General features: G+C 72.3%; 19 protein-coding genes. 16 read left to right on the forward strand and 3 right to left on the reverse strand.

Annotated features, from left to right (window positions below; genetic code table 11):
- Positions 1 to 25 precede the first annotated feature (25 nt).
- Complete coding sequence (gene ychF / locus ABZT47_RS13365) at positions 26 to 1,102, forward strand: redox-regulated ATPase YchF (RefSeq protein WP_354840192.1); 1,077 nt, start codon at positions 26 to 28, stop codon at positions 1,100 to 1,102.
- Here the strand turns inward: ychF and ABZT47_RS13370 are convergent, their stop codons facing one another.
- A complete protein-coding gene (locus ABZT47_RS13370; RefSeq protein ID WP_354840195.1) occupies positions 1,103 to 2,692 on the reverse strand; it encodes a serine/threonine-protein kinase in 1,590 nt (529 codons plus the stop codon).
- A gap of 835 nt (positions 2,693 to 3,527) precedes the next feature.
- Between ABZT47_RS13370 and ABZT47_RS13375 the strand changes: the two genes are divergently transcribed.
- From ABZT47_RS13375 to ABZT47_RS13405, 7 genes are all read left to right on the forward strand, one after another.
- Positions 3,528 to 4,349, forward strand: a complete 822-nt coding sequence (locus ABZT47_RS13375; protein WP_354840634.1) for a conjugal transfer protein — start codon at positions 3,528 to 3,530, stop codon at positions 4,347 to 4,349.
- 144 nt (positions 4,350 to 4,493) lie between these two features.
- Complete coding sequence (locus tag ABZT47_RS13380; protein ID WP_354840636.1) at positions 4,494 to 4,742, forward strand: hypothetical protein; 249 nt, start codon at positions 4,494 to 4,496, stop codon at positions 4,740 to 4,742.
- Positions 4,743 to 4,780: 38 nt separating this feature from the next.
- Positions 4,781 to 8,185, forward strand: coding sequence for a TcpE family conjugal transfer membrane protein (locus ABZT47_RS13385; protein WP_354840198.1), 3,405 nt, complete (start codon positions 4,781 to 4,783; stop codon positions 8,183 to 8,185).
- A 78-nt stretch (positions 8,186 to 8,263) separates the two neighbouring features.
- A complete protein-coding gene (locus ABZT47_RS13390; RefSeq protein WP_354840200.1) occupies positions 8,264 to 10,747 on the forward strand; it encodes an ATP-binding protein in 2,484 nt (827 codons plus the stop codon).
- A complete protein-coding gene (locus ABZT47_RS13395) occupies positions 10,744 to 13,515 on the forward strand; it encodes a hypothetical protein (protein ID WP_354840203.1) in 2,772 nt (923 codons plus the stop codon). Before ABZT47_RS13390 ends, ABZT47_RS13395 begins: the two co-directional genes overlap by 4 nt.
- Positions 13,516 to 13,517: 2 nt before the next feature.
- Positions 13,518 to 14,198 carry a hypothetical protein gene (locus ABZT47_RS13400; RefSeq protein WP_354840205.1) on the forward strand — a complete coding sequence of 227 codons (681 nt, stop codon included), beginning with the start codon at positions 13,518 to 13,520 and terminating at the stop codon, positions 14,196 to 14,198.
- Positions 14,195 to 15,289, forward strand: coding sequence for a bifunctional lytic transglycosylase/C40 family peptidase (locus tag ABZT47_RS13405; protein WP_354840208.1), 1,095 nt, complete (start codon positions 14,195 to 14,197; stop codon positions 15,287 to 15,289). The genes ABZT47_RS13400 and ABZT47_RS13405 overlap by 4 nt, the downstream gene beginning before the upstream one ends.
- A 176-nt stretch (positions 15,290 to 15,465) precedes the next feature.
- Here the strand turns inward: ABZT47_RS13405 and ABZT47_RS13410 are convergent, their stop codons facing one another.
- Together ABZT47_RS13410 and ABZT47_RS13415 are read right to left on the reverse strand one after the other, a co-directional pair.
- Positions 15,466 to 16,578 carry an ATP-binding protein gene (locus tag ABZT47_RS13410; protein WP_354840211.1) on the reverse strand — a complete coding sequence of 371 codons (1,113 nt, stop codon included), beginning with the start codon at positions 16,576 to 16,578 and terminating at the stop codon, positions 15,466 to 15,468.
- Complete coding sequence (locus ABZT47_RS13415; RefSeq protein ID WP_354840213.1) at positions 16,575 to 17,231, reverse strand: response regulator transcription factor; 657 nt, start codon at positions 17,229 to 17,231, stop codon at positions 16,575 to 16,577. The genes ABZT47_RS13410 and ABZT47_RS13415 overlap by 4 nt, the downstream gene beginning before the upstream one ends.
- Positions 17,232 to 17,319: 88 nt before the next feature.
- Here ABZT47_RS13415 and ABZT47_RS13420 point away from each other — a divergent pair, with 88 nt between their 5' ends.
- The 8 genes from ABZT47_RS13420 to ABZT47_RS13455 all read left to right on the forward strand — a co-directional run bounded on the left by ABZT47_RS13420 (position 17,320) and on the right by ABZT47_RS13455 (position 26,407).
- Complete coding sequence (locus tag ABZT47_RS13420; RefSeq protein WP_354840216.1) at positions 17,320 to 17,742, forward strand: hypothetical protein; 423 nt, start codon at positions 17,320 to 17,322, stop codon at positions 17,740 to 17,742.
- Positions 17,739 to 18,725, forward strand: a complete 987-nt coding sequence (locus ABZT47_RS13425; protein ID WP_354840219.1) for a peptidoglycan-binding protein — start codon at positions 17,739 to 17,741, stop codon at positions 18,723 to 18,725. The genes ABZT47_RS13420 and ABZT47_RS13425 overlap by 4 nt, the downstream gene beginning before the upstream one ends.
- Positions 18,722 to 19,378: an ABC transporter ATP-binding protein gene (locus tag ABZT47_RS13430; RefSeq protein WP_354840222.1), complete on the forward strand. Its 657-nt coding sequence runs from the start codon at positions 18,722 to 18,724 to the stop codon at positions 19,376 to 19,378. Before ABZT47_RS13425 ends, ABZT47_RS13430 begins: the two co-directional genes overlap by 4 nt.
- The gene (locus ABZT47_RS13435) at positions 19,375 to 20,565 is read left to right on the forward strand and encodes an ABC transporter permease (RefSeq protein ID WP_354840225.1); all 1,191 of its coding nucleotides are present in this window, start codon (positions 19,375 to 19,377) and stop codon (positions 20,563 to 20,565) included. The genes ABZT47_RS13430 and ABZT47_RS13435 overlap by 4 nt, the downstream gene beginning before the upstream one ends.
- A 424-nt stretch (positions 20,566 to 20,989) precedes the next feature.
- Positions 20,990 to 21,949 carry a hypothetical protein gene (locus tag ABZT47_RS13440; RefSeq protein ID WP_354840228.1) on the forward strand — a complete coding sequence of 320 codons (960 nt, stop codon included), beginning with the start codon at positions 20,990 to 20,992 and terminating at the stop codon, positions 21,947 to 21,949.
- 63 nt (positions 21,950 to 22,012) lie between these two features.
- Positions 22,013 to 22,402 carry a (deoxy)nucleoside triphosphate pyrophosphohydrolase gene (locus ABZT47_RS13445; protein ID WP_354840231.1) on the forward strand — a complete coding sequence of 130 codons (390 nt, stop codon included), beginning with the start codon at positions 22,013 to 22,015 and terminating at the stop codon, positions 22,400 to 22,402.
- A 109-nt stretch (positions 22,403 to 22,511) separates the two neighbouring features.
- Positions 22,512 to 25,049 (forward strand): hypothetical protein, encoded by a 2,538-nt coding sequence (locus ABZT47_RS13450; protein ID WP_354840234.1) that lies wholly within the window; start codon positions 22,512 to 22,514, stop codon positions 25,047 to 25,049.
- An 83-nt stretch (positions 25,050 to 25,132) separates the two neighbouring features.
- Entirely contained in the window at positions 25,133 to 26,407 is a 1,275-nt protein-coding gene (locus tag ABZT47_RS13455; protein WP_354840237.1) for a hypothetical protein, read from the forward strand.
- The last annotated feature ends 59 nt before the right edge of the window (positions 26,408 to 26,466 follow it).

Here is a 26,466-nt window from a genome sequence, read left to right on the forward strand (position 1 = left end):
CCGGGGCACCGTAAACTCGGCGAACGTGAGCTTGAGCATCGGCATCGTCGGCCTGCCCAACGTCGGCAAGTCCACGCTTTTCAACGCGCTGACCAAGAGCGGCAACGCCCTCGCGGCGAACTACCCGTTCGCCACGATCGAGCCCAACGTGGGCATCGTCGGCGTGCCGGACTCCCGGCTGGCCGCACTGGCCGAGATCTACTCATCCGTCAAGATCATCCCGGCGAAGGTCGAGTTCGTCGACATCGCGGGCCTGGTCAAGGGCGCCTCGGTCGGGCAGGGGCGGGGCAACCAGTTCCTGGCCAACATCCGCGAGACCGACGCGATCTGCCAGGTGATCCGGGTCTTCACCGACCCCGACGTCACGCACGTCGACGGCGACATCTCCCCGAGCCGCGACATCGAGACGATCAACACCGAGCTCATCCTGGCCGACCTGCAGACCATCGAGAAGGCCCTGCCGCGGCTCACCAAGGAGTCGCGGACCAACAAAGACCGCAAGGCCGTCCTGGAGGCCGCCGAGGCCGCCTCCAAGGTCCTGGACGGCGGCACGACGCTGTACGCCTCCGGCATGGACCTCACCGACCTGCGCGAGCTGCACCTGCTGACGGCCAAGCCGTTCCTGTACGTGTTCAACCTCGACTCCGACGAACTCGCCGACGAGGGGCTGCGCGCCCGCCTGTCGCAGGTGGTGGCCCCGGCCGAGGCGGTGTTCCTGGACGCCAAGATCGAGTCCGAGCTGGTCGAGCTGCCCGACGACGAGGCACTCGAACTGCTGCAGTCGGTGGGCCAGGAGGAGTCGGGCCTCACCCAGCTCGCCCGCGTGGGCTTCGAGACGCTCGGCCTGCAGACCTACCTGACGGCCGGGCCGAAGGAGACCCGGGCCTGGACGATCCGCAAGGGCGCCACGGCCCCCGAGGCCGCCGGGGTCATCCACACCGACTTCCAGCGCGGGTTCATCAAGGCCGAGGTCATCTCCTTCGACGACCTGGTCGAGGCCGGCTCGATGCCCGCCGCCCGCTCGGCGGGCAAGGCCCGCATCGAGGGCAAGGACTACGTCATGCGCGACGGCGACGTGGTGGAGTTCCGCTTTAACGTGTAGTCATCGATATGACTCCAGGTTGTCCGCCATCCACGTCGCGGCCAGGTCGGGACGGCGGTACCCGGGCGTGCGCAGCGTGAGGTACACGACGGCCGTCATGTTGTCCTTACGGAAGAGGACCTGCGTCCGGTAGATGTGGGTGCTGACGATGACCTCGCCTCGGGTGTAGCTGAAGGCCTCGTCGCCCACGGGCGGTCCCTGGCGGACCCGCGTCCCAGGGTTTCTTCTCGGCTCTTCCGCCATGCTGGTGCGCGTGGCGGCGAAGAACGAGTGGGCGAAGTCCGATGTCGCTGAGCGGATCAGCGTCAGATTGACGAAGACCCCGATGTCCTCCCTTATCCACATGCAGGAACCGTGGGTCTGGAACTGGCGTTTCACCGGAGTGCCGAGGAGCCGCCCGGCCTGCTGGGCGGTCAGCAGCGAGCAGGCCTCCGGGTCTCCCTTGTACAGGCCCTTCTCGGCCTGGACTGGGGACGAGCGCGCCGCGGAGCTCTTTGGCACGGCGGTGTTTCCTCTCGGCGTCGTCGTCGGCGTCTTCAGCCACACGCCGCGGGTCGCGACCCCGGCCGCGCTGACCATGACCACCGCGAGTATCGATCCCAGAAGCACCGACTTGCCGCGCGGCGTCGGCCGTCGGGGTGGCACGGAGCTCGAAGAGGGTTGGGTGGTCGGGACGCCGCTGCCCTGCCCGGAAGGCATCGCCGGGCCTGCCGGGATTCCGTGAGGCGGACCGCCGGGCCTGGGGAGGTGCATGGGCGGTGGCGCGGCGCCGGCCGCGACGGGCCGTAGCTGCCGGATCGCCTGGTCGCCGGAGGCCCGCCGAGCGGGATCCTTTTCGAGCAGGCCGGCCAGAACGGGCGTGAGGGGCCCGGCTCGCCTCATCGGATGGGGTTCCTGCATGAGCACGGCGGCGAGCACGGCCGTCGGATTCTCCCGCGAGTAGGGGGCATGGCCCTCGACCGCGGTGAACAGAGTGGCGCCGAGCGACCAGAGATCGGACGCCGGCCCGTCGACCTCGCCCCTGAGCCGCTCGGGGGCGATGAACCCCGGTGAGCCGGTCAGCATGCCGCTCTGGGTGAGAGACGGGTCTCCGGACAGGGTGGCGATGCCGAAGTCGGTGAGTACGACCCGGCCCTCGTCGGTGATCAGGATGTTGGCCGGCTTGAGGTCCCGATGGAGGACGCCGGAGCTGTGGGCGGCGCCGAGGGCGTCGAGCAGGCGCAGCCCGATTTCGGCGACCCACTGCGGGGGCAGCGGTCCGTGATCGCGGATCAACTGGTGAAGCGAGCGGCCCTGGACCAGTTCCATGACGATCCAGGGCCGCTCGTCGTCGATGACGATGTCGTGCACGGTGACGATCGAAGGGTGAGCGCGCAGCCGGGCCGCCGCCCGGGCCTCGCGCAAGGTGCGCTCGCGCAGTTCGGCGCGCGTGCCCTCGTCCAGGTCGGGCGGCAGCCGCACCTCTTTGATGGCGACGTGCTGGCGCAGCAGGTCGTCGGAGGCCAGCCAGACGGTTCCCATGCCTCCCTTGCCGAGGAGGGAGATGAGCCGATAGCGCCCGACGAGGAAGCGAGGGGATGGCGTATCCACAGAGGGCAACATAGTGCGAGGCAGCGGGATCGGCCGTGCGGCCGTCACCCATCACGAAACGCGCCTGACGGTGCGTGAGCCTGTGACCTGCGGATAGTAAGGCGTGGCCGTCAGGTGATCGGCAGGGCGGCGCGCCCCGCGTACTCTCCAGTGTTTGGGTCGGTCATGCGCTCCGCCGGGGCCGCCGGCCGTGTACGTGCCGCCGCGCGCCCGACCGCGCGGGCGGCCTGGCGGAAGGGAGGCAGTGCGTGCGGGCACTTCGCGACCTCCCCATGGATCGGCGAACGCGATCCCATCATCTGCCTGAGCAGCGGTTATGCCTCCACAGCATGTCCGGTTCACGGTGGTTTCTTGTCAGGTGCGAGCTTTGTCCTTAATGCGAATCTCGTCGGGGAGATGAGTCCAGGCTCGCGGACGAACAAGGGCACTCTGTCCTGCGTGAACTCGGTAGTGGCGTTCCTGATACCGGAGGAAGACCGACTTGGTCTGCTACGGCGATGCCTGCACCATGGGCGTGGCTTTCCTGGAACAATTGGTGAGGCCGCTAAAGTGAATACTTCACCATGGATAACAGGATCGATAGTAAGACGACACCGCGCCAGCCGGGGGGATCGGCGCGAGCGGAGGCGTGATGGCTCGCAGGTCAAACGTCCAGCACGGTCCGCGGACCGCTGGCGAACCCGAGCATTCGACGTACCCTCCCTCGCCCTACGACCCGGACCTTGACCCCGTGCCGGGTCGCGGACGCAGTGCGCCACGCCGTGGCGGGTGGTCCGGTGGGGGCGGGCGCTGGCTCGTGTGGACGGGCAGAGCGGTGCTGTGGGCGTTGATCATCGTGATCGTCGTCAACGGCGTCCGCGCGCCCATCGAGCGCATCACTCAGGGTGACCAGCCCACCGGCGCGTCGGCCGCGCCCACGGGCACGGGCTTCCCGGAGGCCGACGCCGCCGCGTTCGCCAGCCAGTTCGCGCTCGCGTATTTGAATTACGACGCCGCCAAGCCCGACGACCGGGCCGAGCGATTGAAGCCTTTTCTCCCGGTAGGGGCGGACACTCAATTCGGCTGGGACGGTGTGGGGCGAATGTCCGCCGGTAATTTCCAGCTTTCTGGCATTGAAGTGAGTGACGCGCAAAATGCGGTTGTGACGCTTTTCGCCCAGTCCGGCGCGCAGCGCTGGAAGCTCTCGGTCCCGGTCTACTACTCCGAGGGCAAGTTCGTCGTCTCCGGTCAACCGGGGCTGATGCCCGCGGGCGGCCCGGCGAACCTGCCCCAGCTTCCGCAGGCCGACCACGACGACACCGCGGAAAACGAGCTGCGACCGCAACTCGAGAACTTCTTCAAGGCCTATGCGGCCGGCGATCCGACCCAGTTGCAGCGTTATGTCGTCCAAGGCGAGACGCTCGACGGTTTCGACGGAAAGGTCACACTGGCCGAGCTGAAGAGCGTCAGCGCTCCTCCGGGCGGCGCCACCCGCGAGATCACCGCCGTGGTCAAGTGGACGTTCACCCAGGGCGCGGCACCGTCTCCGGCCGCCACCTCGGGCGACCAGGCCGGAGGCACCGGCGCGCTTGACCAGGCCTACCGGCTCACGGTGGTCAAGCAAGGCGGCAACTGGTACGTCAAGGACATTCGCGGCGGGACACGGACCGTTGAATGAGACCGCGGCGGCTATGAGAGGCGGCGAGGGAGCGGCCAAGGGAGCGCGACGATCCACAGCGGGTCGGCCGACCGGCGAGCGCGACCATGAGCAGGAGGACCAGAGTTGATAGTGAAAATGATCGTGGAGAACGCGCTGGAGGTCATGACGCCGTCGGCGCCACCGACCGGCGGCGTGAACACCGCGGGGCTCGCGGACTTCCTCCGGAGGTTCTTCGCCCCGCTGTTCCTCGTCGTGGTCTCCGTCGTCGCCATTTTCTTCCTCTTCACGCGGGAGATCACCAGATTCGTCCAGTTCATCATTCTGGCGGTCGCGATCGGTGTGATCTTCTACGTGCCCAACGTCATCGAGGTGACGGCCAGGGCGATCGCGGGAGCGCTCGGCATCAGATGAGCGCGACCAGGTTGCCGTGACAGGGAGAGGAGGATCGGGTGGACCTGCCTACCTATACCAATATCTGGCGCATTGAGAAGCGGCTCTACAAGCTGTACGACCTTCGGCTGCCGATGCCGCTTCCGATCGTCTGGATCGGTGTGTTCTTGGGCGTGCTGGTCCCCTGGTCGGTGCTCCTGCGCCTTCTCCAGGTCCCCATGGAGATGCCCTGGCACGTGCTGTACCTGGTGCCTCCGGGCATCGTGACGTGGCTGTCCACCCGGCCGGTGATCGAGAGCAAGCGGCTCAACGAACTGCTCCAGTCCCAGCTCCGCTACTTCGGCGAGCCGAAGACCTGGTGCCGCCTGGCTCCGGCCGACGAGCCCGACGAGATCACCTTCACCGCCAAGGTCTGGCGGTCGGCTCCGCAGGCCGCGCTCTTGGCTTCGGCCGAGACCGCGAAGTCCGCCTCCAGGTCCCGGCGCGGCGCCCGCGCCAAGCCCAAGCACACCGCCCCCCGCAAGCGGGCCGTCCCCTCCTGGGCCCCGGCACGGCAGGTCCCCTCCATCAAGGCACGCCCGGGCGAGGTGCGCCCGGCCGTGGCCGCCGCCGCGGCGGCCGTGACCTCGCTGCCGGCCGCCGAGCCCCCCGCCCGCCAGGCCGAACGCCCCCGCGTCACCCGGGGAACAGCCGCCGCCCAGCCCGCCGCAGCCCTCCCCGCCATCGCACCCCCCGTCCACGACCCCGCGACCCGGGCGACCGGCCCCGCGACACCCACTCCGGCCACGCCCGCCATCGGTCCCGCGACGTCCGCTCCGGGGTCCGGCATCAGCCGCGCGACACCGGCCATCGGCCCCGCGGCGTCCGTTCCGGGGTCCGGGATCAGCCGCGCGACACCGGTCATCGGCCCCGCGACGTCCGCTCCCGGGCCCGCCATCGGCCCTGCCACACCGGTCATCGGCTCGGCGACGCCGGTCTCCGGCCTCACCCCGGCCGGCTCCGAGGCTCCGGCCGGTCCTTCACGGCCTCGCGTCTCCACTCCTGATCGCGTCGTCGTCCGCCGCGATCCGGCCCCTGACCGGCTCGTCGTCCCGCGCCTGCCCTCGCCGGGCCGCCCCGCTCCCGAACAGGGCCTCTCACGCGACCGGGTCACCGAGGCACAGGGCCTCTCACGCGACCGCGCCCTCGAGGCGCAGGGCCCGTCAGGTGGTGACCGCGTCGCTGAGGAACGAGGCCTGTCGCGTGACCCTGCCTCCAAGCGGCAAGGGGTCTCGCGTGACCGTGCTCCCGAGCACCAGGGCCTGTCGCGTGACCCTGCCTCGGAGCGGCAAGGGGTCTCGCGTGACCGTGCCGCCGGGACGCCGGAGCGGTCCGGCGCGAAGGCCGAGGCGACTCCCGCCTCGGGCCAGGGCATCTCGGCCACGCCGCCGCCGATAGGCACCGAGGCGCTGCGCCGCCTGCGCCGGCTCGCTGCTTCCGCGGAAAGCCGCGGCACGACCAGCATCCCCGGCAGCACCCCTGCCTCGGGTATCGGTCGCCTCGGCATCCCCGCCGGAGGCATCCCCGTCCCAGGCGCCCCTGCCCCGGATCCGGCCGCCACGGCAAGCCCGGCAGGCACGACAAATACGTCCCCCACGGCTGGTGCGACGCCCACGGCGAGTACGCCGTCCTCGGCTGGCGCGGCGCCCACGGCCGGTACGCTCCCCGCGGCAGGCACGGCGGATACGGCGCCCGCAGCGGGTACGGCGGGTACGGCGCCCGCAGCAGGTCGGGAGGCCACTGCCGCCACGGCAGGTACGGCGGGTGTTCCGGACGCTTCTCGCGTCGCAGGGCCCGCCGGCGTCGCCGGGACCGCCGGGACCGGGCGTCCTGGGGCGGAGCCGAGCCAGGGCGAGCCGGTGGCCGGTACGCGGGCCGGTGCCGGAGAGACCGACGTCCGCGAGCAGCACCGCAAGGGGCAGCCGCCTCGTGCCGCCGCCCCGCAGTACCGGCTGCCCGAGTCTCGTACGGTCTGGCCGGTCTCCCGCACCCGCCCCTCCGAGACTTCCCCCTTCGAGACTCCCGCCTCCGAGCCGCGCCCCTCCCGGGCCCTCGCTTCGGAGCGTCCGTCCCAGAGCCCTGCCTCTGAACCGCGCTACTCCGAGGCCCCGGCTTCGGCGCCGGGCGTGTCTCAGAGTCCCGCTTCCAAGCCGCGTCCGTCCAAGGCCGCGTCTCAGAGTCCCGCTTCCGAGTCGCGTGCGTCCGAGGCCGCGTCCTTCGCCCCGCGTTCCTCCGAGGCGGCCGGTTCGCGGTCGGAGCCGGCGCCGCGCCCGTCCGAGGGGGCGAGTGGTCGCGGGGCCGAGGGCGTCGGGACCCAGGGTGTCGGGGCCGAGGCTCCGAGGACCGCCGTGCCGCGGGTTCCGGCGCGGCCGGCCGCGCGCGAGCAGGCGGCGCCGCCGCTGTCCATCCGCGCCGTGCCCACGGGTCCGGGCGCGCCCGCCGACCCGGCGGCGCCGTCGGTCCCCGTGCCCGTGCCCCGCCCGGGAGACGAGCCGCGCGTCCGCCGCGTCGAGTCCGTCGTCGGGCGCGACCAGTCGGGCGGCTGGCGACGGCTGGCCCAGGTGGTGGTCGGTGGCGGCGGCCCGAACCGCAACGACGGCATCGAGATGGACGAGGCCAGGGCCCGCACGACGCTCGCGGGCAGCCGCCGCGTCGTCGTCCTCGGCTGCACGGGCGGTGCGGGACAGACCACGACCACGCTGATGCTCGGCCACACCCTGGCCCGCTACCGCGAGGACCGCGTGGTCGCGGTGGACGCCAACACCGGCGACCACACGCTGACCGGCCGCATCGCCACCGACTCGCCCGAGACGCTGACCTCGCTTCTGGCCGGGCTCGACGGTGTGAGCGGTTACCTGAGCATGCGGGCGTACACGACGCGCTGCGAGTCGGGCCTGGAGGTCGTCGGCTCCGACTCCGACGCGGCCGCGGCCCGGCGGCTCGCCGACCGCGGGTTGTTCTCCGACGAGCGTCTCGCGCACGCCATGCGCGTGCTGGACCGCCACTACAGGCTGATCATCGTCGACCCGGCCGCCTCGATGGCGGCGCGCATGCTCGCCCACGCCGACCAGCTCGTGCTGGTGGCCCCCGCCAGCGAGGACGCGCCGGACGCGGTCGCGATGACCTTCGACTGGCTCGACGGGCACGGCTCCACCGAGTTGCGCCGGCGCGCGGTCATGGTGATCAACGGCGTGAGCCGCCGGAGCATGGCCGGGGTCGAGCAGGCGGAGGCGGTGGCCCGCGGCCGCTGCCGCGCCATCGTCCGCGTCCCGTGGGAGGACGAACTGGCCCCCGGGCACGCCGGCCCGGTCCAGCTCGCGCATCTGCGGGCCTCGGGACGCAGGGCGTACGTCGCCCTCGCGGGAGTTGTGGCAAGCGGCCTGGCGGTGGCGAACCGCCCGAGCGAGGAGGAAGTGGCCCAGTGAGCAGCATGCCGGCGCGGTGCGGGGAGGTAGTGGCTCAGTGACCAGCAAGCCAGCGCGGTGCGGGGAGCGGTCCGCCTGATGGGAAGATCGTCGCGGTCGAGGAGCAGGCTGGCCGTACGCTACTTCGACGATCGGATCCTCCTCACCGACACGTCGGCATGGGCGTATTTCCGGCTTCCGACGGTCAGCTACGAGTTCGTGACCGCCGAGGAGCGGGAGGCGCTGGCCACCAACATCACCATCGCCCTGGCGGCGATCCGCATGACCGACGCCGAGGTGCATCTGCGGGTGGCCCACCGGGCCTATCCCGCCGCCGAGTGGGCGATGGCGCTGAACGCGACCTCCGACGAGGGTGAGGGCTGGCGCGACTACCTGGAGGAGATGTACCGCCACGTCTGGGCCAAGGACTTCTGGACCAAGGAGGTCTACCTCGGCGTGCGGCTCGGACCGCGGGGCGCGCAGCTCGGCACGGGCGTGCTGGCGCAGTTGCTCGGCTACTACCAGCGCGGCGAGAAGAGTCTGGGCCTGGACGACGACCACGTCCCGGACGCCGAGATCGACAAGTGGACCGTCCAGGCCGAGCGCCTGGGCCGCGCCCTCGGCTCCAGCGCCCTGTACGCGCGCCACGCCAGCTCCGGCGAGATCGCCTGGCTGTTCCGGCACGCCGCCTCCGGGTCGCTGGGCGACCCGCCGTCCTCGGCCACCCCGTCCAGGCGGTGGGGGAAGGGCGAGATCGAGTCGCTGGTCGAGGGGCAGATCCACAACGGCCGGTCGTTCCTGCGCGTCGAGCAGCCCGAGGGCGACTCCTTCGTCGCCCATCTGTCGTTCGCCAGGTTCCCCGACCTGATGCCGTTCCCGGACGGCGAGCCGTGGCTGCACTTCATCGACCAGTTACCGTTTCCGGTCGAGGTCAGCTCGCGGATGCGCCTCATCCCGCCCACCAAGGCGAGCAAGGACGTCGCCCGCAAGCTGGCGCACGCCCGCGACATGGACATCCACATCCGTGAAGCGGGGGCCGAGGCGCCGATCGCCCTGGCCGAGCAGATCGACGCGGCCCGCATGCTGGAACACGGCATCACCAAGGAGCGCCTGCCGTTCGTCTACGGGTGGCACCGGCTGATCGTGGCCGCGCCGAGCCAGGAGATCTGCCTGCAGCGGGTCGAGGCGGTCGTGGAGCACTACCGCGACATGGGCATCGACATCGTCAACTCGACCGGCGACCAGTTCTCGCTGTTCTGCGAGGCGCTGCCGGGCGAGCGGGTGCGGGTCAACGCCTACGCCCAGCGGCAGCCGCTGCGCACCATCGCGGGCGGCATGGCGACGGCCACCGTCGACCTCGGCGACCGCATCGACGAGACCGGCGCCGGGTGGGCCGGCCCGTACATCGGCGAGACGCTCGGCCGGGCGCGGTCGATCGTCCACTTCGACCCGCTCGTGGCCGCGACGCGCAACCGGCCGACGGCCATCGCCATCACCGGCGAGCCGGGCGGCGGCAAAACGACCCTGGCGCTGCTGCTCATCTACCAGATGGCGGTGCGCGGGGTCACCGTCGCGGTCATCGACCCCAAGGGCGACGCCGAGTCGCTGGTCCAGCTCCTGCAGAAGCGCGGGCGCAAGGCCCGCATCATCCCGCTGGGCTCGGCGGCGCCGGGCCTGCTGGACCCCTTCTCGTTCGGGGACGACATCGCGGCCAAGAAGACCATGGCCACCGAGACGCTGCGGCTGCTGCTGCCGCGCATGTCGGAGGAACGCGAGTCGGCGATGATCCAGGCCGTCGCGACGGTGTCCAACGGCGCCGACCCGTCGCTGGGCAAGGTCGTCGACCACCTGGAGCAGGCCGAGGACGCCGCCTCGCGCAACCTCGGCGCGGTGCTGCGGTCCATGGCCGAGATGCACCTGGCCCGGCTCTGCTTCGACCCCTCCGGTGGCGACCAGATCGACTCCGAGGGGTGGACCACGGTGTTCACCCTCGGCGGGCTGACCCTTCCCGACGTCGCCACGGCCCGGGACGACTACTCCTACGAGCAGCGCCTGTCGGTCGCCCTGCTCTACCTGGTGTCGCAGTTCGCCCGGCGCCTGATGAACGGCCTGGACCGCCGCGCGCCCAAGGCGATCTTCCTGGACGAGGCGTGGGCGATCACCTCTACACCGGAGGGCGCCAAGCTGGTGCCCGAGGTGTCGCGCATGGGCCGTTCCAGGAACACCGCGCTGGTGCTGGTCTCGCAGAACGCGGGCGACCTGCTGAACGAGCAGGTCACCAACTGTCTGTCCTCGGTGTTCGCCTTCCGCTCGACCGAGCGCGTCGAGGTGGACCACGTGATGGCGCTGCTGGGTGTGGAGCCCTCCGAGGAGCACAAGGCCGCGTTGCGGGCGCTGGGCAACGGCGAGTGCGTCTTCCGCGATCTGGACGGCCGCGCGGGCCGCATCGGGGTGGATCTCATCTCCGAGGACCTGCTGCGCTGGCTGGACACCAATCCGACCCACGACAGGCCCGGCGAGGGCGCGCATGATCCTCGCGGGCGGACCAACAGGCCGGGAGCTGCGCAGGAGGTGCGGTCATGAGTCACCTTGGAAGCGGCGGCAGGACGTCCGTGTGGCGTGCGGGCATGGCGAGGGCGTCGGTGTTGCGTGCGGGCATGGCGAGAGCGGCCGTGTGGCGTGCGGGCATGGCGGGAGCGTCGGTGTTGCGTGCGGGCGCGGGGAGGGCGGCGGTGCGGCGTGCGGGCGCGGCGAGGGCGTCCGGGCGTCGCGGAGGCGCGGCGGGCGAGGGTGGACGCGGCAGGCGGCTGCGCCGCAGGGTCGTGCTGATCCTGGCCGTTCTCGTCGGCATCGTCGTGCTGCCCATCGCGTTCTCGCCGACCGTGGCGGGTGCGGCCGGCCCGTGTGACCTCTCGCCGGACCTGTCACCCGAGATCGTGGGCGGCGGCATGGACGGCCTGGTCAAGCCGCCCCCGCCCGACTCCGCCTCCGGCGGCGCCGGCGCGACCGGGACGTCCCCGGCCGCGCAGAACGCGGTCCCCGGCGTCTCCCCGGCGCCGCAGGGCGGCACGTCCGCGACGGTCGGCAAGGCGGCGGTCCCCGAGCCGCTCACCAACTACGACCGGTACGGCATGGCCGGCCAGTTCTGGCACACCTACGGTCTGGGGTGCAACGACGTCGCGGCGGTGCTCGGCAACGCCTGGGCCAACTCGGTGTTCTCCTGGGCCAAGGACATCGACCGCATGACGATCACCACCTACCAGGCGGCGGCCACCGAGGGACCGCTCCAGTCCATCAAGGACGTGGTGGACGACATCGTCACCAACCTGGCCGACGCCATGTACTGGCCGTACCTGCGGGTGATCGTCCTGCTCGGGGCGGTCTGGCTCGCCTGGTACGGGCTGATCCGCAAACGCGCCAGCACCACGGCCGAGGGCGTCATCTGGATGATCCTCGCCGTCACGGTCGCCGTGTGGTTCTTCAGCCGCCCCGGCGACTTCACCGGCCTGGGCAAGACCGTGACCGACAAGACGGCCGAGGTCGTCAACTCGGCGTTCAGCGGGCTGCCGGGCGCGGGCGGAGCGTCCTGCCTGCCGACCAAGGGCCAGGCCAACCCCAAGGCCGGACCCGGCGGCTACGGCCAGAACGGCACGCCGGGCGTGGACCAGAACGCCGACGCACTGTGGTCGACACTGGTCTGCAAGCCGTGGCTGATGGGCGAGTTCGGCACGGCCGACGCCAAGGCGCCGGTGGTGGCGGTGATGGGGCCGAAGCTGCTCGACATCCAGGCCACCGACCTGCAGGAACAGGTCTCCGGGCAGAAGCAGGCCTCCGGCGCGCACCAGACGAGGTACGAGGAGGAGGTCGCCAAGCCGCTCGAGAGCACCTCCATGTTCTTCCTCTTCCAGGGCAAGGACTGGACCACCCGGCTCAGCATCGCCATCGGGGCGCTCATGGCCGCCATGGTCGCGGGCGTGCTGATCTTCCTGGTCGCGGTGTCGCTCATTGCACTGAAAATCGGGTTCCTGCTGCTGCTCATCCTGGGCCCGGTGTTCCTGCTGCTCGGCGTGCACCCGGGCTCCGGGCGGATCATCGCGATGCGCTGGGTCGAGATGCTCGTCGGCACGCTGCTGAGACAGGCGGTGCTGGCCTTGGTGCTCGGCGTGCTCGTGTACGGGTACGCGCTGATCATCTCCACGAACCTGCCGTGGGGCATGCAGATCATGTTCATCGCGCTGCTCACGATCGCCGTGTTCTTCTACCGGCGTCCCTTTCAGCACCTGTTCGCGTCCATGGACGGGCACACGCTCGCCACCCGCATGCTCGGCGAGGCGGCCTCCGCGCCGACCCTGTCGCGCGCCGCGAACGCCCTGCCGCCGGTCGCGGCGGCCCGCATGGGCCGCTGGGGCCTGCGCAAGGCCGAGCCGGTCATCAACGCGGCGGCCATGGCGGGCGGGGGAGCCGCCGCGGCGGCGGCCGCGTCCGGGGTCGCCCAGGGCCGGGTCAGGGGCGAGGAGGCCGCCGCGGGCGGCCCGCAGCAGCAGGGCACCCGCGTGCCGGTGGGCGCCCAGCCCGCCCCGCTGGACGCCGACGGGCAGGCGGGCGCGCGGCGCAGGGCCGCCGGGCGCGGCACCGCCATCCCGCGTCCCGGAGCGGCGCCGCCGCTCAACCTGTCGGGACGCGCGGGCAGGGCGGGCGGCGGCCAGACGAGCCCCCGGCCGCCGACGCGCACCGGCGCGGGCGGCGGATCGCCCGCTTCGGCGGGCTCGAGCGGTGGCGGTGGCGGCGGCGGTTCGGTGGGCGGCTGGTTCGGCGGCCGGTCGGGCGGCTGGGCGTCCCGGTCCTCGGCGGCGGGCGGCTCCTCCGGCGGGTCGTCGGGCGGGTCCTCGGGTGGCGGGTCGTCCCGCCGGTCCGAGGCGCCGCGCGCGGCGCGTTCCACGGCCGGCGGCCCCCGCGGCCTGTCCGGCGGCGGCTCCTCCGGTGGTTCGGGTGGTTCGTCCGGTGGTTCGGGTGGCCTGTTCGGCGGAGGCGGCTCATCGGGCCGTTCCTCCGGCGGCCTGTTCGGCGGCGGCTCGTCCGGCCGCTCGTCGGGCGGCTCCTCCGGCAGGTCGTCCGGCGGCTCCTCGCGTTCGTCCGGAGGGTCGTCGCGTTCGTCCGGCGGGTCGTCGGGCGGGCTGTTCGGCGGCGGCTCGGGCGGCCGGTCCTCCAACGGGTCCTCGCGGGGCGGGCGCTCGGACGGCGGCCGCTCGGAGGCTCCGCCCCTGTGGCTGCCACCGCGCTCGGGCGGCGGGCGCGGTGAGGACGAGTCCGCGCCGTTCTGGCTGCGTCCGGGCGACGGAGACAAGGACTGACGATGGCGCAGGTGAACGACCGGCGGGGTCTCGTCTTCGCCGGGGTGGTCGTCGCCCTGGCGGCCGTGGGCATCTATCTGTCGATGCGCCCGGCCTCCGGGGGCGACGGCGAGCTGCCGCCCGGCGTGGTCACCACCACGACCGCGGCGCCGCCGCCGTCCTCAGCGGCCTCGCCGGCGCCGGCGATCACCCCCGGCACGTTCGACATCTACGGCTACCTGCCGCTCTCGCGCGAGCAGATCGCCCAGGCGGCCGACACCGCCCAGCGGTTCGCGGCCTCGTACGCCACCTACCGCTACGACGAGGACCCCGCCTCCTACGCCGAGCGGCTGAAGGCGTTCACCACCGGCGAGTTCGGCGCCGTCCTGGCCCGTGACGTGACCACGCCGGCCACCGTGGAGCAGAACCGCGCCGACGAGGTCGTCTCGCAGGGCACGGGCCGGCTGAAGTCCATCCGCGACATCTCGGCGGGGTCGATCGTCCTGGTGGTGACCGCGGCCCAGCGCATCACGGCCAAGAGCGGGCCGCAGAACCGCAGCGCCGACTACGCGGTCACCCTCACCCAGGTCGGCACCGACTGGCGGGTCTTCGACCTGCAGCCCGCCGACGCCGGCCAGGACGGAGACCCCGGAGGGGCCGACACGGGGGAGAACGGGGACACCGGCGAGGGGACCACGCAGTGACCTCACGGGTGCGCGTCGCGCTCCTCCTGGGGCTGGCCGGAGTCGTGCTGATCACGCTCGTCATCTCGCCCATGCTCATGAGCACCTTCCCCTCCTTCCTCGGCGGTGGAAGCGGCGTGACGACCGACTGCGCGAACGGCGACAGCGGGGTCGTCAACGTGACCAACGTGTCCGACACCGCCCGCTCCGACATCCCCGCCGACTACCTCCAGCTCTACAAGAAGCACGGCAAGAAGATCGGCGTCCAGTGGACGGTGCTCGCGGCCGTGGGCAAGCGTGAGACCGACCACGGCCGGTCCACCCTCGCGGGCGTGAAGAGCGGGACGAACTACGCGGGCGCCGCGGGTCCCATGCAGTTCCTGATCAGCACGTGGGGCGGCAAGGCGAAGATCAAGATCCCGTCGAAGTTCAGCGGGTACGCCTCCGACGGGGACGGCGACGGCTGGGGCGACGTCTACAACCCGGCCGACGCCATCCTTGGCGCCGCCAAGATGCTCAAGCGCAACGGCGCCCCCGGTGACCTCAAACGCGCGCTGTTCGTCTACAACCACGCCATGTGGTACGTCGAGCAGGTGCTGGAGATCGCCCGACGCTACGCGACCAGCGGCACGCTCGACCTGCCGCCCGAGGCCGACCCCGACTGCGACCCCCCGATCGTGGAGGCCGCTCCGGACCAGGTCGTCCGCGAGATCCTCGCCTACGCGCTGGCCCAGCGCGGCAAGCCCTACATCTGGGGCGGCACGGGACCGGCGGGGTTCGACTGCTCGGGGATCATCTACATGGCCTACCGGTCGGCCGGGCTGTCCATCCCGCGCACCACCTTCGGCCAGTGGCCGTTCGGCGTGAAGATCAAGAAGGGCGAGGAGCAGGCCGGCGACCTGGTCTTCTTCAACGCCGGCCCGGGGACGTCGTCCGACAATCCCGGGCACGTCGGCATGGTCGTCTCTCCGGGCAAGATGATCGAGGCCCGGTGCACCCTCTGCGGCCCGATCAAGGTCACCACCTACCGCGAGCGTCCCAACATCGTCGGCTACACCCGCCCCCTGCGCAACGAGGACGTCCTGGCCCAGCTCAAACGCCTCCGCACCTGACCCGCGTGCTCGGCGCCTCCCTCCTGGCCGAACCACGTCGACGAGGCGTGCGGCGCCTCCAGGAGGGCTCCGGCGACCACGACGGCCATGAGCGGCGCCAGAACGGCGAGGACGGCCCCCGCGGCGCCCCGCCGGCCGTCAAGGAGGACTGGTTCACCGCCCTGGCCGCGGCCCCGCTACTGATCGTCCACGGCGAGACCGGCGCCTACCGCTTCCCGGAAGTGGCTCCGGCCCGCAGGTCCGGGGAGGCGGCAGCGGACCATCAAGCCGCCGCCCGGATTCGGTCGGGCCATCACGGTCATCGCGTGGGCTCTCGCGATCGAAGCGACGATGGAAAGGCCCAGGCCAGAGCCGTCGGCGCTTCGCGTACGGTCGGGCGCCATACGGCGGAAGGGCTCGAACAGCTCGGGAATGCGATCCGCCGGGACCTCTGGACCGGTATTGGACACGACCAGCCCGTCATCCGGTGTCAGCCGTACTTCCACGCTTCCGTCGGGCACATTGTGCCGGACCCCGTTCTCCACCAGGTTGGTCACCAACTGGGTGAGCAGTACGGGGTCCCCCATCACGGTGGTGGGCCGGGACCGCAGCGTGACCCTGGGGAAGCCGGCCACAACTTCGGCGGCGACCCGGTCGAACCGCACGGCCTCGACCTCGTCGAGGCCGTGGTCGCTGCGTGCCAGCACGAGTAGTCCGTCGATCAGGCGCTCCGTCCGCCGATTGGCCTCCAGCAACTCCGCTCTGAAGCGCTCGATCCGTTCAGGTGTCGGGTCGGCCAGGCCGATCTGGATGGCCGCCCGCTGAATGGCGAGCGGCGTCCGCAGTTCATGCGAGGCGTTCGCGACGAACCTGCTCTGTGCGGTCACCGCGCGCTCGAGGCGGTCGAGCATGGCGTCGAAGGTGTCGGCCAGCTCTTTCAACTCATCCTTCGGCCCTTTGAGCGCGATCCGTTCGTCCAGATTCGTCAGCGACAACCGCCGGGCGGTCGCCGTGATCCGCCCCAACGGCCGCAGTGTGCGCCCGGACAGCCACCACCCGGCCCAGATCGAGACACCGATCAGCACGACCCCCACGACCAGCGTGATGATCGAGATGACGGGGCCGGTGGTGACGGCGTGCCGCTCGATGATGGGCGTGCCGTCGGGGCCGAAATCGACGACGGCCGACTTGGTCGTCGACTGGTACACGACGCCGTAGGCGAACAGGACGTTGACGGCCACCAGTACGGCCATGGACGTGGCGACGAACAGGACACTGTAGAGCGCGGCGAGCCGGAACCTGAGCGTCATGACAGGTGGTATCCGCTGCCGGCGACCGTCCCGATGACCGGAGGGTCGCCGAGCTTGGCGCGCAGCTTGCTCATGGTGACCCGGACGACCCCGCTGAAGGGGTCGGTGTGCTCGTCCCAGGCCCGCTCCAGCAGTTCCTCCGCGCTCACGATCGCGCCGTCCGCCCGCATGAGCACCTCCAGCAGGGCGAACTCCTTGCGCGACAGCGCCAGATAGCGGCCGTTCCGGAACGCCTGCATGCGTGGTGTGTCCAAAACGATGTCCCCGTGGGTCAGCAGTGGCGGGACGGGCGCCCGGCTGCGGCGTCCGAGGGCCTGGACACGTGCCACGAGTTCCTCGTAGTCGAACGGCTTGGGCAAGTAGTCGTCGGCGCCGAGGCCGAGCCCGGCGACCCGGTCGCGCACGGACGCCGCCGCCGTCAGCATCAGGATCCGCGTACGGGCACCCACTTGCGCGAGGTCCCGGCAGATGGCGTCGCCAGGCGTCCCCGGTAGGTCGCGGTCCAGAATGAGCACGTCGTAGTCGTGGACGCTCAGCCGTTCGGCCGCCGCCGTGCCGTCGTAGGCGACGTCGACCGCCATCGCGTACCTGCGCAGCCCCTCGGCGACCAGGTCCGCGAGAACCTTCTCGTCTTCGGCCACAAGCACACGCATGACCCAAGTCATACCCGCTCAGGGGTTACCTGGGCGTTAACGAGCGCGGAGACGACCGTGAAACGTCCCCTCCGCGATCGTCTGCCGCATGAGAAGACTCGTTATCGTCCTGGCGTTCCTGGTCGCGGGATGCGGCGCCATCCCGGGCCTCGGTACCGACGCCAAGAAACACGACCAGCTCGTCAAGTACGCCCAGTGCCTGCGAAAGCAGGGAGTCAACGCGTCCGACCCGCCGGCCGGTGAGGACGGCTTCAACCTCGACGCCCGTGGTGTGCCCAAGGACAAGCTCGAAGCCGCGCTGAAGACCTGCAAGAAGTACGCCCCGCAGGAGGAACCTCCGAGCGCGGATGACATCGACAGAATGCGCAAGACGGCCGCCTGCCTGCGCAAGAACGGCGTCGACGCGTCCGACCCGACGGCCGCCGAGCCGGGGATCAGAGTCGGCTCGCCGCCGCCCGGCAAGGACCTCGACGCCATCATGGCCGCCTGTCAGAAGGAGGTGGGGGAGTGAGACGGCTGGTCGCCCTGGCGCTCGTGCTGACCGCCTGCGCTCCGACGCAGGCGGCCACCCCGTCGTTCCCCACGACACCCGTCGTCCGTACGGACCTGGTGAGCAGGACCAACGTGGACGGCACGCTCTCCTACGCCGGCCGCACGACCGTGGCCGGCGGTGCCGGGATCGTGACGTGGCTGCCCGTTGACGGCCGGATCATCAGGCGCGGCCGGCCGGTCTACGCGGCCGACGGGCACGCCGTTCCGCTCATCTACGGGCGGACCCCACTGTGGCGAACGCTGTCGGTCGGGCTGCGGGGCCGGGATGTGCGGGTGGTCGAGCGGAATCTCGCCGCCTTGGGCTACTCGCTGGTCGTGGACGACCGGTTCACCTGGGCGACGGCGCAGGCCGTCAAGGCGTGGCAGCGCCACCTCGGCCGGCCCCAGACCGGCACGATCACCCCGTCGGACACCGTTGTGGAACCAGGCCCGATCAGGGTCGCCTCCCGTACCGCACGACTCGGCGGGCCCGCTTCGGGCCCGCTGCTCACCGTCACCGGCCTGAGACGTCAGGTCGTCGTCGACGTTCCCGTCGACCGGCAGCAACTCGCGGTCAAAGGCGGCAAGGTGGCCATCACGCTCCCCGGCGGAAAGACCACGACGGGGCACGTCACCACCATCGGCACCGTCGCCAAGGCGGCGACCACCGGCCAGACCGGGCAGGGCACCGAGACGGCCACCATCGCCGTCACGATCGGCCTGGACCACCCGAGGGCCGCGGGACGTCTCGTCGCGGCACCTGTCACCGCCGGGTTCGCCGGCGCCGTTCACAAGGGCGTGTTCGCCGTCCCCGTCGAGGCCCTGCTCGGGCAGGCGGACGGCACGTTCGCGGTCAACGTCGCGGGAAGGCTTGTCCCGGTCGAGATCGGGCTGTTCGCCGGGGGGCTCGTCGAGGTCACCGGAGTGGCCGAGGGCACGCAGGTCCAGGTGCCCAGACCATGAGCGTGATCGAGCTGGAGCACGCGTCCAAGACCTACCCCGGCGGGGTGTGCGCCTTGCGGGACGCGACGCTGACGATCGGTCCAGGGGAACTGGTGGCCGTCTGCGGGCCGTCCGGGTCGGGCAAGTCCACCATGCTGCACCTCATGGGGACGCTGGACCGGCCGAGCGAGGGCCGCGTCAGGCTGCTCGGCCACGACATGGCCACTCTGTCCGACCGGCGGCTGTCGGCGGTGAGAGCGAACTGGATCGGGTTCGTCTTCCAGCAGTTCTTCCTCACCGCCCACCTGACGGCCGCGGAGAACGTGGCCACCAGACTGCTCTACCTGGGCGTCCCCGCCCGCCGCCGCATCATGGCCGCGCACGAGGCGCTCGAACGCGTCGGGCTCGGCGATCGGCTCACCCATCGCCCCCACGAACTGTCGGGCGGCGAACGCCAGCGGGTGGCCATCGCCCGCGCCCTGGTCGCCCGGCCGGTGGTGCTGTTCGCCGACGAACCCACCGGCAACCTGGACACGGCCTCCGGCGCGGGCATCGTCGACATCCTGTGGAAACTGCACGAGGAAGGCACCACAGTCGTGGTCATCACCCACAACACCGACCTGGCCGAGGCGCTCCCACGTCGCGTGGACGTCTTGGACGGGAGGCTTCAGTGATTCCCGAACCGGCCCGGCTGAGCCCGTGGGACCTGGTCGCCGTCGGGCTGGCCGGGCTGCGGGCACGCCGGGGAAGGGCCGTGCTGTCGGCCCTCGGAGTGGCCATCGGGATCGCGTCGATGGTCGCCGTGATGGGCATCAGCGCGGTCAGCGGCGCCGGTCTCCAGGAGCAACTCGCCCGTGTCGGGACGAACGTGCTGACCGTGGCGCCGGGTCATTCGATCAGCGGGAAACAGGCGTCACTGCCGCTCGAATCGGTCGCCCGCGTCTCCCACATCCCCGGCGTGGTGGGGGCCACCGCCATCGCGTACGTGGAAGGGGCGACCGCGCGCCGTACCAGGCTGATCGACCCGGCGGTCACCAACGGAGTGGGAGTCGCCGCCGTGCGGCTGGACCTCCTTGCGACGCTGAAGGGGACGGTCAGGTCCGGCACGTTTCTCAACCCGGCCACCGCCCGCTACCCGGCCGTCGTCCTGGGCACGTACGCCGCAGACCGGTTCGGGATCGACCGGCCCGGACGGCAGATCTACATCGCGGGCCGGTGGATGACGGTCATCGGCATACTCGACTCGCTCCCCCTCGCCCCCGGCCTCGACAACGCCGCGCTCGTCGGCTGGCCGTACGCGGAGAAGGAACTCGGCTTCGACGGCCACCCCACCATCGTGTACGAACGGTCGGCCGACGACCGCGTCACCACGATCGCGAAGGCGCTCGCCGCGACCGCAGACCCCGAACATCCCGACCAAGTCCAGGTCAGCCGCCCGTCCGACGCTCTCACCGCGGAATTGGCCGCGCGTGCGGCGTTCAACGGCCTTTTCCTCGGACTCGGCGCGGTCGCCCTCCTCGTCGGAGGCATAGGCATAGCCAACGTCATGGTCATCTCGGTGCTGGAACGCCGTCAGGAGATCGGCCTGCGCCGCTCCCTCGGGGCCACGCGAGGGCAGATCCGTCTGCAATTCGTGGTCGAAGCGGTGGCCCTGTCCCTGTGCGGGGGCGTCACGGGGACCATCATCGGCCTGGCCGCGAGTCTGTTCTTCGCCTTCGCCCAAGGCTGGCCTTTGGTCCTCCCCACCCAGGTGATCACCCTCGGTGTCACCGCGGCCGTGCTGGTCGGAGTCGTCTCCGGCCTCTACCCGGCCCGCCGCGCCGCCGCCCTCACTCCGACCGAGGCCCTGGCGACGGGATGAACGCACCCTTCTCAGGCCGGGTAGCGGCCGGCATCGCCGGAGGCGAACGGCCTTGCTGTAGCGTGGCCGACCGGCACTTTGAAGGGACGACCGGGGAGGCCGCGTGGCGCAGTGGTCGGGGGATCCGAACGAGCCGGGGGACCGGCGTCCACACGGCCGACCGCCTCAGGGACATCCGCTTCCGGGACACCCACCGCAGGGTCCGCCGCCTCAGCCGGCCTGGTACCCGCCGCCCCAGCCGCCGTACGAGCCGGAGCAGGGCTATCCGCAGCCGGGAAGTCCCGCTCAGCCGGGTTCTTCCCAGCCTGGCCATGCACAGCCCACGGGCTTCCCCCAGCAAGGGTTTCCCCAGCCCGGGAGTCCGTACGGGGCTTCTCATCCGCCCCCGCCCCGGCCGAAGAAGAAGGGACGGGCGGTCCTGGCCGTGGTGGTGTCCTTGGTCGTGGTGTGCGGGGTGGCGACGGGCGGCTGGCTGGTCTGGCGCAACCTGGGCGGCGGCGGCGCCGGGCCGGACGCCGGCCGGTCCGGGCTCGAGGCGCTCAAAAAGGGCACGCTGACCGCGCAGGACGTCGCGAAGATCGACCCGGCCGCGCTCTTCTTCGCGAGCTTCAGGGCGACCGCCATGCAACCGGTCATGCGCATCACCGAGGAGTCGTACACCGATCACGGCAGGTTCCAGGCCGCCAAGCCCGACTACGTCTGGGAGAGCGGCTTCGACTACCGCACCAAGCAGTGGCGCCTGGCCTGGGGAGCGGCCGACCAGGGGGCTCCGATGTCGGTCTGCGTCGACGGCCACGCCTACCTGTACAGCTACCGCTTCAAGAACTGGACCGACCGCGGCACCGGCGACCCCATGTGCCAGACGAAGTCGGCCTACCGCTACATCACCGACAACCTCTCCTCCGGCGGCATGACCGCCGCCCAGGCGGACGCGTGGATCGCGCACCTGCGGGAGGAGTACAAGGGCCTGGTCAACCCGGCCGCGCCCCGGCTCGCCGAGGTCAAGGGCAGGCAGTACCTCCGGCAGGTCGTGGACATGACGCCGGTCAAGCGGGCCGACGGACTGTACTACGGCGGGCAGGCGCTGATGTGGTCGTTCAAGGCGTCGGGCCTCGACCCGCAGGCGCACCCCTACAGCTACCGCGGCGCGATGAACAGCGGCTACCACGCGGTCTACTACATCGACCCCCGTTCGCTGCTGCCCGCCTACTCCGAGATCGAGCAGACCCCGGGTCGCGGTTCGGACGGCGGCCCCGTGGCCGGGGGCGGCTGGTACAAGTGGCGGGTCCGGTACCACCTGCCCGGCGGCCTGCCCGAGATCACCCCCGGCGGCCCGCCGCCGCGGCCGAAGGTCGACTGGGGGATCGATGGGGGTCACCCTTGATCTGAGCGCCGGTTGGCGGCCTCCGGCGGCGCGATCCGGGCAGACTCCCTAGTCTTTACCCGCATGGAGAAGATTGTTGTGGCGGCGGCCATCGTCGAAGGGGGCAGACTGCTGGCCGCCCAGCGCGCGGGACCGCCGGCGATGGCCGGCGGGTGGGAGTTCCCCGGCGGCAAGGTCGATCCGGGAGAGAGCGACCAGGAGGCGCTGATCCGCGAGTGCCACGAGGAACTCGGCGTCGGCATCGCGGTGGGCGACCGTGTCGGCGGCGACTGGCCACTGAGTCCCGGGTACGTCATGCGCGTCTGGCTGGCCCGGCTCACCTCCGGCGTGCCGCACCCCCTTGAGCACTTGGCGCTCCGGTGGCTCACTCCTGACGAGCTCTACGACATCGCCTGGTTGCCCGCCGACCTACCGGTCGTCCGGGTCGTGGAAGATCTGATCCCCCAGGGTTGAACGCCGCCGAGGTGTGAGATAACAGTCACGTACAGTGATGTGTTTGTCGCGCATCGTATCGGGGGAACGGGGTTCTGCGGTGGCCGGTTGGTGGCAACGTGCTCGGGTGATGTCCGTCGTCGGAGTCGGCGCCGGCGCGCTGGTGCTGGGAAGCGGCACCTCGCCGCTCCTCGCGCGCGCGGCGGAACGCGGGTCGATGGACCCGCCAGAGTCCGTCGATGCCGCCAAGCTCACCGTCCGCCTGATGCTCGCCGGGCGGCCTGCGGAAAAGGCGGGGCCGGTCCGGGCGGGGGACGTCCTGCACTTCCGCGTCCGCCTCGACGCGCAGACCGGGCGGGCCAGGGTGGCGGTGTCCGCCAGCCCCGAGGGGGCGCTGTCCTCGGTCGGCTGTGAAGACCTCGCCCGCACGCCGGTGCGGCCCGACGCGCGCCTGCGCGTGTGCGACTTCAAGGAGGTCGCCGGCACCAAGGACGTCGACGTCGCGGTGCGGGTGCCGCACGAGGCGGAGCAGGTCGGCGTCACCGCCATCGCCCACCTGCGCGACCCCGCCGGCGTCCAGTGGATCCGGCGCACGGCCGAGGCCAAGCTGCTCATCGACGACAAGGGGTTCGGGGACCTCAAGGCCACCGACGGCCTGCTCCCCGGTCCGGCCGCCAGCCAGTCCCCGGGCGAGGTTCCGCCGGGCGGCGTCGCGGCGGGCGAAAGCGGACCGGCGGGCGGCGAGGCACGCGGTGACGGCACCGCCCTTCTGGCCGATCACGCGGCGTGGGGCGTGAAGCCCGGCGGCAGGCGCTCCACGGCCGGCGGCGACGATGACGACCCGGAGAGCATCGGCGCGACGACCGGCACGGGCGACACCACGGGCGACATCACGGGCGGCGACACCCGCGACCTCGGCGACACGGATGACGCCGATATCTCGGCCGACAAGCCGGGCACGTCCGGCAAGCAGGTTCCCGCGGCTCCGGCGTCACCGCCCCAGCGCCCCGACGCTCGCCCCCGCACCCCGTCAGTAGGCCCCACCGGCCCCGAACCGGCACAGGGCTTCGGGTCCGAGCGGGCCGGAGCCGACCACAAGGCCAAGCCCGAAAGCCCGGCCGCCAAGCCGGGCTCCGTGCCCGAACTCGCCGGAGGCCGTCCCGCCGAAAGCGTCGCACCTCCCTTGCTCGCGAGCCCTGAGGCCGTGGTCCCCTCGGTCGATGATCGTGCCGTCGTGGGCGCGGAGCCGGGTGGCCGTGAGGCCGAGGGGGCGGCGGTCGGCGGCCGTGAGGTCGAGGGATCGGCGGCCGGTGACGGTGAGGTCGCGGGGTCGGCCGCCGGCGGTCGTGAGGCCGGAGATTCGGCGGCCGGCGAGGGGAAGTCCCACGGCAAGACGGGCAAGACGGGCAAGACGGGCAAGCGGCATCGGGCGATCAGGCCCGAGGCGTCACGGGCCATGGCCGGGACGGACTCCGGCGACGCGCGTCCGGACGCGGTCGTCGCCGGACCGATGCCGTCTCTCCCGCACCCGGCCCCGGGTGTCCCGGCGCAACCCGATCAGCGGCTTCGTCCCCGTTCTGCGTATTTCGCCGGCCCGGCGCACCTTCCCGGCCCCATGCCCCTTGTGGCGCCGGCGTGGGCGCCCCAGGCGATGCCGCCGATGGGCGCCGGCGTACGGCTGCCCCTGGCGATGCCGCCCGCGCCGGTGCCGAGTCCCGCGCAGGTCCGGGGCCCGGTCATCGCTCCGGGCGCGGGCAGGGCCCCGAGCGCGAAGGCGGCGCCGCACGTCCAGCCCTACGGCGGGGTCCCCGGGCAGGCCGGGGCGCGGGGCCCGATTGCCGGGCAGGCCGGGACGGTCATCGCGGGCCGCGTTCCCGGCCGGGCGCCGGGCGCCGTCCCTGGGCAGGGCCGTGCTGAGGCGGGCGTCCCGGGCAAGGGCCATTCGGGGACGGGCGTGCCGGGGCGGACCAAGGTGCAGGGGCGGGGGGCCGCCGCCGGCCAGAGCGGTGCGGGACGGATGCTTCCCGGACAGGTGGGGACGGTTCCGCTGGCGGCGGGAGCGCGGCCGGGCGCCGTCCGGCCCCGGCCGGGGCAGGCCATGGGCGTCCCGGGTGGCGTAGCTCCGGGGGGTGTGCCGGGCGGCGTCGTTCCGGGCGGCGGCGCCCCGGGCGGTGTTCCGGGTGGTGTTCCGGGCCTCGTCGGTCCGGGGGGCGTGCCGGGAGCGGCTGTTCCCGGGGCGGTCGTTCCAGGGGGCGCTCCGGGCATCGTTCCCGGGGGCGTCCCCGGGGGTGTTCCGGGCGGTGCTTCTGGGGCCGGCGTTCCCGGCGCTCCCGGTGCTCCGGGGGCCGGTCCGCGGGGCGCGGCCGGGTCCGCCGTCCCGGGGGGCGGTACCGGGGCCGGCGCGGGGGTCGCTCCTGGGGCGGTCCTGCCGGGCGCCGTGCCCGGAGGAGGGCCACAGGGGTCCTCGGCGGGGGCTCCGCTGCCGCAGGATCCTCGCCCCGCCAGGCAGGGGTTGATGGCCGATGCGGGGGACGACGATCTCGAAATGGTCCGCGGCCTGCCCGCCGCCGGGGCGGCGGTGGTGATCCTGGTCGGCGCGCTGTGGTTGCAGCTGAGGCTTCGGCGCAGGTTCGCGGCGCGGAAAACCGGGGAGTCGAAGGAGCTCTGAGGCTCAAACACCCTTTACTGTTACTTTGGCCGGTCTAGACTTTCGTAGTGATCGGCAGGGTGGCACCTCGGAAGGCGGCATCGGTGAGCGGACGCGTGCATGTGACGGCCGTGTCCGCGGTGTTGGGGGCGCTCGGCCTGACCGGCGTCGTCCTGCTCGCCACGGCGCCGATGACCGCGCCCCGGGCGAACGCGGCCCAGGTCGTGATGGCCGACCCCACTGACCAGGTGGAGCCGACCGACCCGACCATCACCGACGACCCCGGGGCCGGCCCGCTGGACACTCCGGAGCCCGATCCCACCGTGACGGTGACGATCACGACGAGCCCTGACCCGACGGTCACCCGCACCAGGACCGTCACCCCGCGGCCGACCAAGACGGCGACGAAGCCTCCCAAGCCCAAGCCGACCGCGACGGCGACCAAGACGGCTCCGCTCGCGCCGCCGCCCACTCTTGAGAGCACGCCGTTCAACACCGCGCCGGCGATCCCGTCCAGCGCGCCGCTCATCACCCCCTCCACCCAGCCCGTGGAGACGCCGGCGCCCGACCCGATGGTGTCGCTGGCCCTGGCGAGCCCGACGCCGACGCCGAGCCCCTCGGAGTCCCTGGACGCGGCCGCGTCGTTCGACGACCCGACGCCCGACTCGGTGCCGATCGAGATCCGCAACGCCTCTCCCGAGTACGACCAGCTCACGCTGAGCAGGAAGCTCGCCATCCCCGGCGTGCTGCTGGCCGTCCTGGTGATGCTCGGCGTGCTGATCTTCGAGGGACGGGTGCGGCGGCTGGCGCACGCGGCGGCGGTACGCAAGGCGGGCCCGCGCTCGCCGGGCAGGCACCGCGGCGACGAGCTCCCCGCCGGCCTGCCGATGCCGGGCTACCCGATCTACCACGGCGGCACGGCGTACGCGCCGATCATCAGTTTCGTCCCGGTGCAGGGCTATCCGAACGTGCCCGGCGCGCCCCAGGGGTACGGCGCCCAGGACCCGCAGGGGTACGGCCTGCCGTACGACCCTCAGGGGTACGGCGACGCGTACGGCGTGGTGTACGAGCAGGGGCACCCCGGGTACGGGCACCCGGGCGACGGCGGCCCGATCGCGCTGCCGGCCGGGATGACCGGCGCCGCCGAGCCGTGGCCCCGTGCGGACGCACAGGGACCCGCCGGCCCCGGCGCGGGTTCCGGCCTCGCCATGCCCGGCACAGGGCCGCAGAACGGCGATCAGCTCGCTCCAGGGCCATGGACGCCGGACGCCGGCGCGCGCGACACGACCCTGCAGGCGCCGCTCCCCGGCGCCGTCCCGGCCGACAAGCCGAGCCCCGGCCTCCTCGGCCTCTTCGGTCGCCTCCGCCGCAAGGGCTGACCCACGGCGGCCCATCTCCGCGGCCGGAGCCGATCCGGCGCGGCGAAGATCCCTCCACT

Origin of the sequence: Sphaerisporangium sp. NPDC005289 (assembly GCF_040607455.1) — a bacterium.
Lineage (GTDB): Bacteria > Actinomycetota > Actinomycetes > Streptosporangiales > Streptosporangiaceae > Sphaerisporangium > Sphaerisporangium rhizosphaerae.

Coding starts and splice junctions, on each gene's coding strand:
- ABZT47_RS13380 (WP_354840636.1), top strand. CDS start 4,494: ATGACGCCGTCGGCGCCACCGACCGGCGGCGTGAACACCGCGGGGCTC.
- ABZT47_RS13390 (WP_354840200.1), top strand. CDS start 8,264: ATGGGAAGATCGTCGCGGTCGAGGAGCAGGCTGGCCGTACGCTACTTC.
- ABZT47_RS13395 (WP_354840203.1), top strand. CDS start 10,744: ATGAGTCACCTTGGAAGCGGCGGCAGGACGTCCGTGTGGCGTGCGGGC.
- ABZT47_RS13400 (WP_354840205.1), top strand. CDS start 13,518: ATGGCGCAGGTGAACGACCGGCGGGGTCTCGTCTTCGCCGGGGTGGTC.
- ABZT47_RS13410 (WP_354840211.1), bottom strand. CDS start 16,578: ATGACGCTCAGGTTCCGGCTCGCCGCGCTCTACAGTGTCCTGTTCGTC.
- ABZT47_RS13415 (WP_354840213.1), bottom strand. CDS start 17,231: ATGCGTGTGCTTGTGGCCGAAGACGAGAAGGTTCTCGCGGACCTGGTC.
- ABZT47_RS13420 (WP_354840216.1), top strand. CDS start 17,320: ATGAGAAGACTCGTTATCGTCCTGGCGTTCCTGGTCGCGGGATGCGGC.
- ABZT47_RS13430 (WP_354840222.1), top strand. CDS start 18,722: ATGAGCGTGATCGAGCTGGAGCACGCGTCCAAGACCTACCCCGGCGGG.
- ABZT47_RS13445 (WP_354840231.1), top strand. CDS start 22,013: ATGGAGAAGATTGTTGTGGCGGCGGCCATCGTCGAAGGGGGCAGACTG.
- ABZT47_RS13450 (WP_354840234.1), top strand. CDS start 22,512: ATGTCCGTCGTCGGAGTCGGCGCCGGCGCGCTGGTGCTGGGAAGCGGC.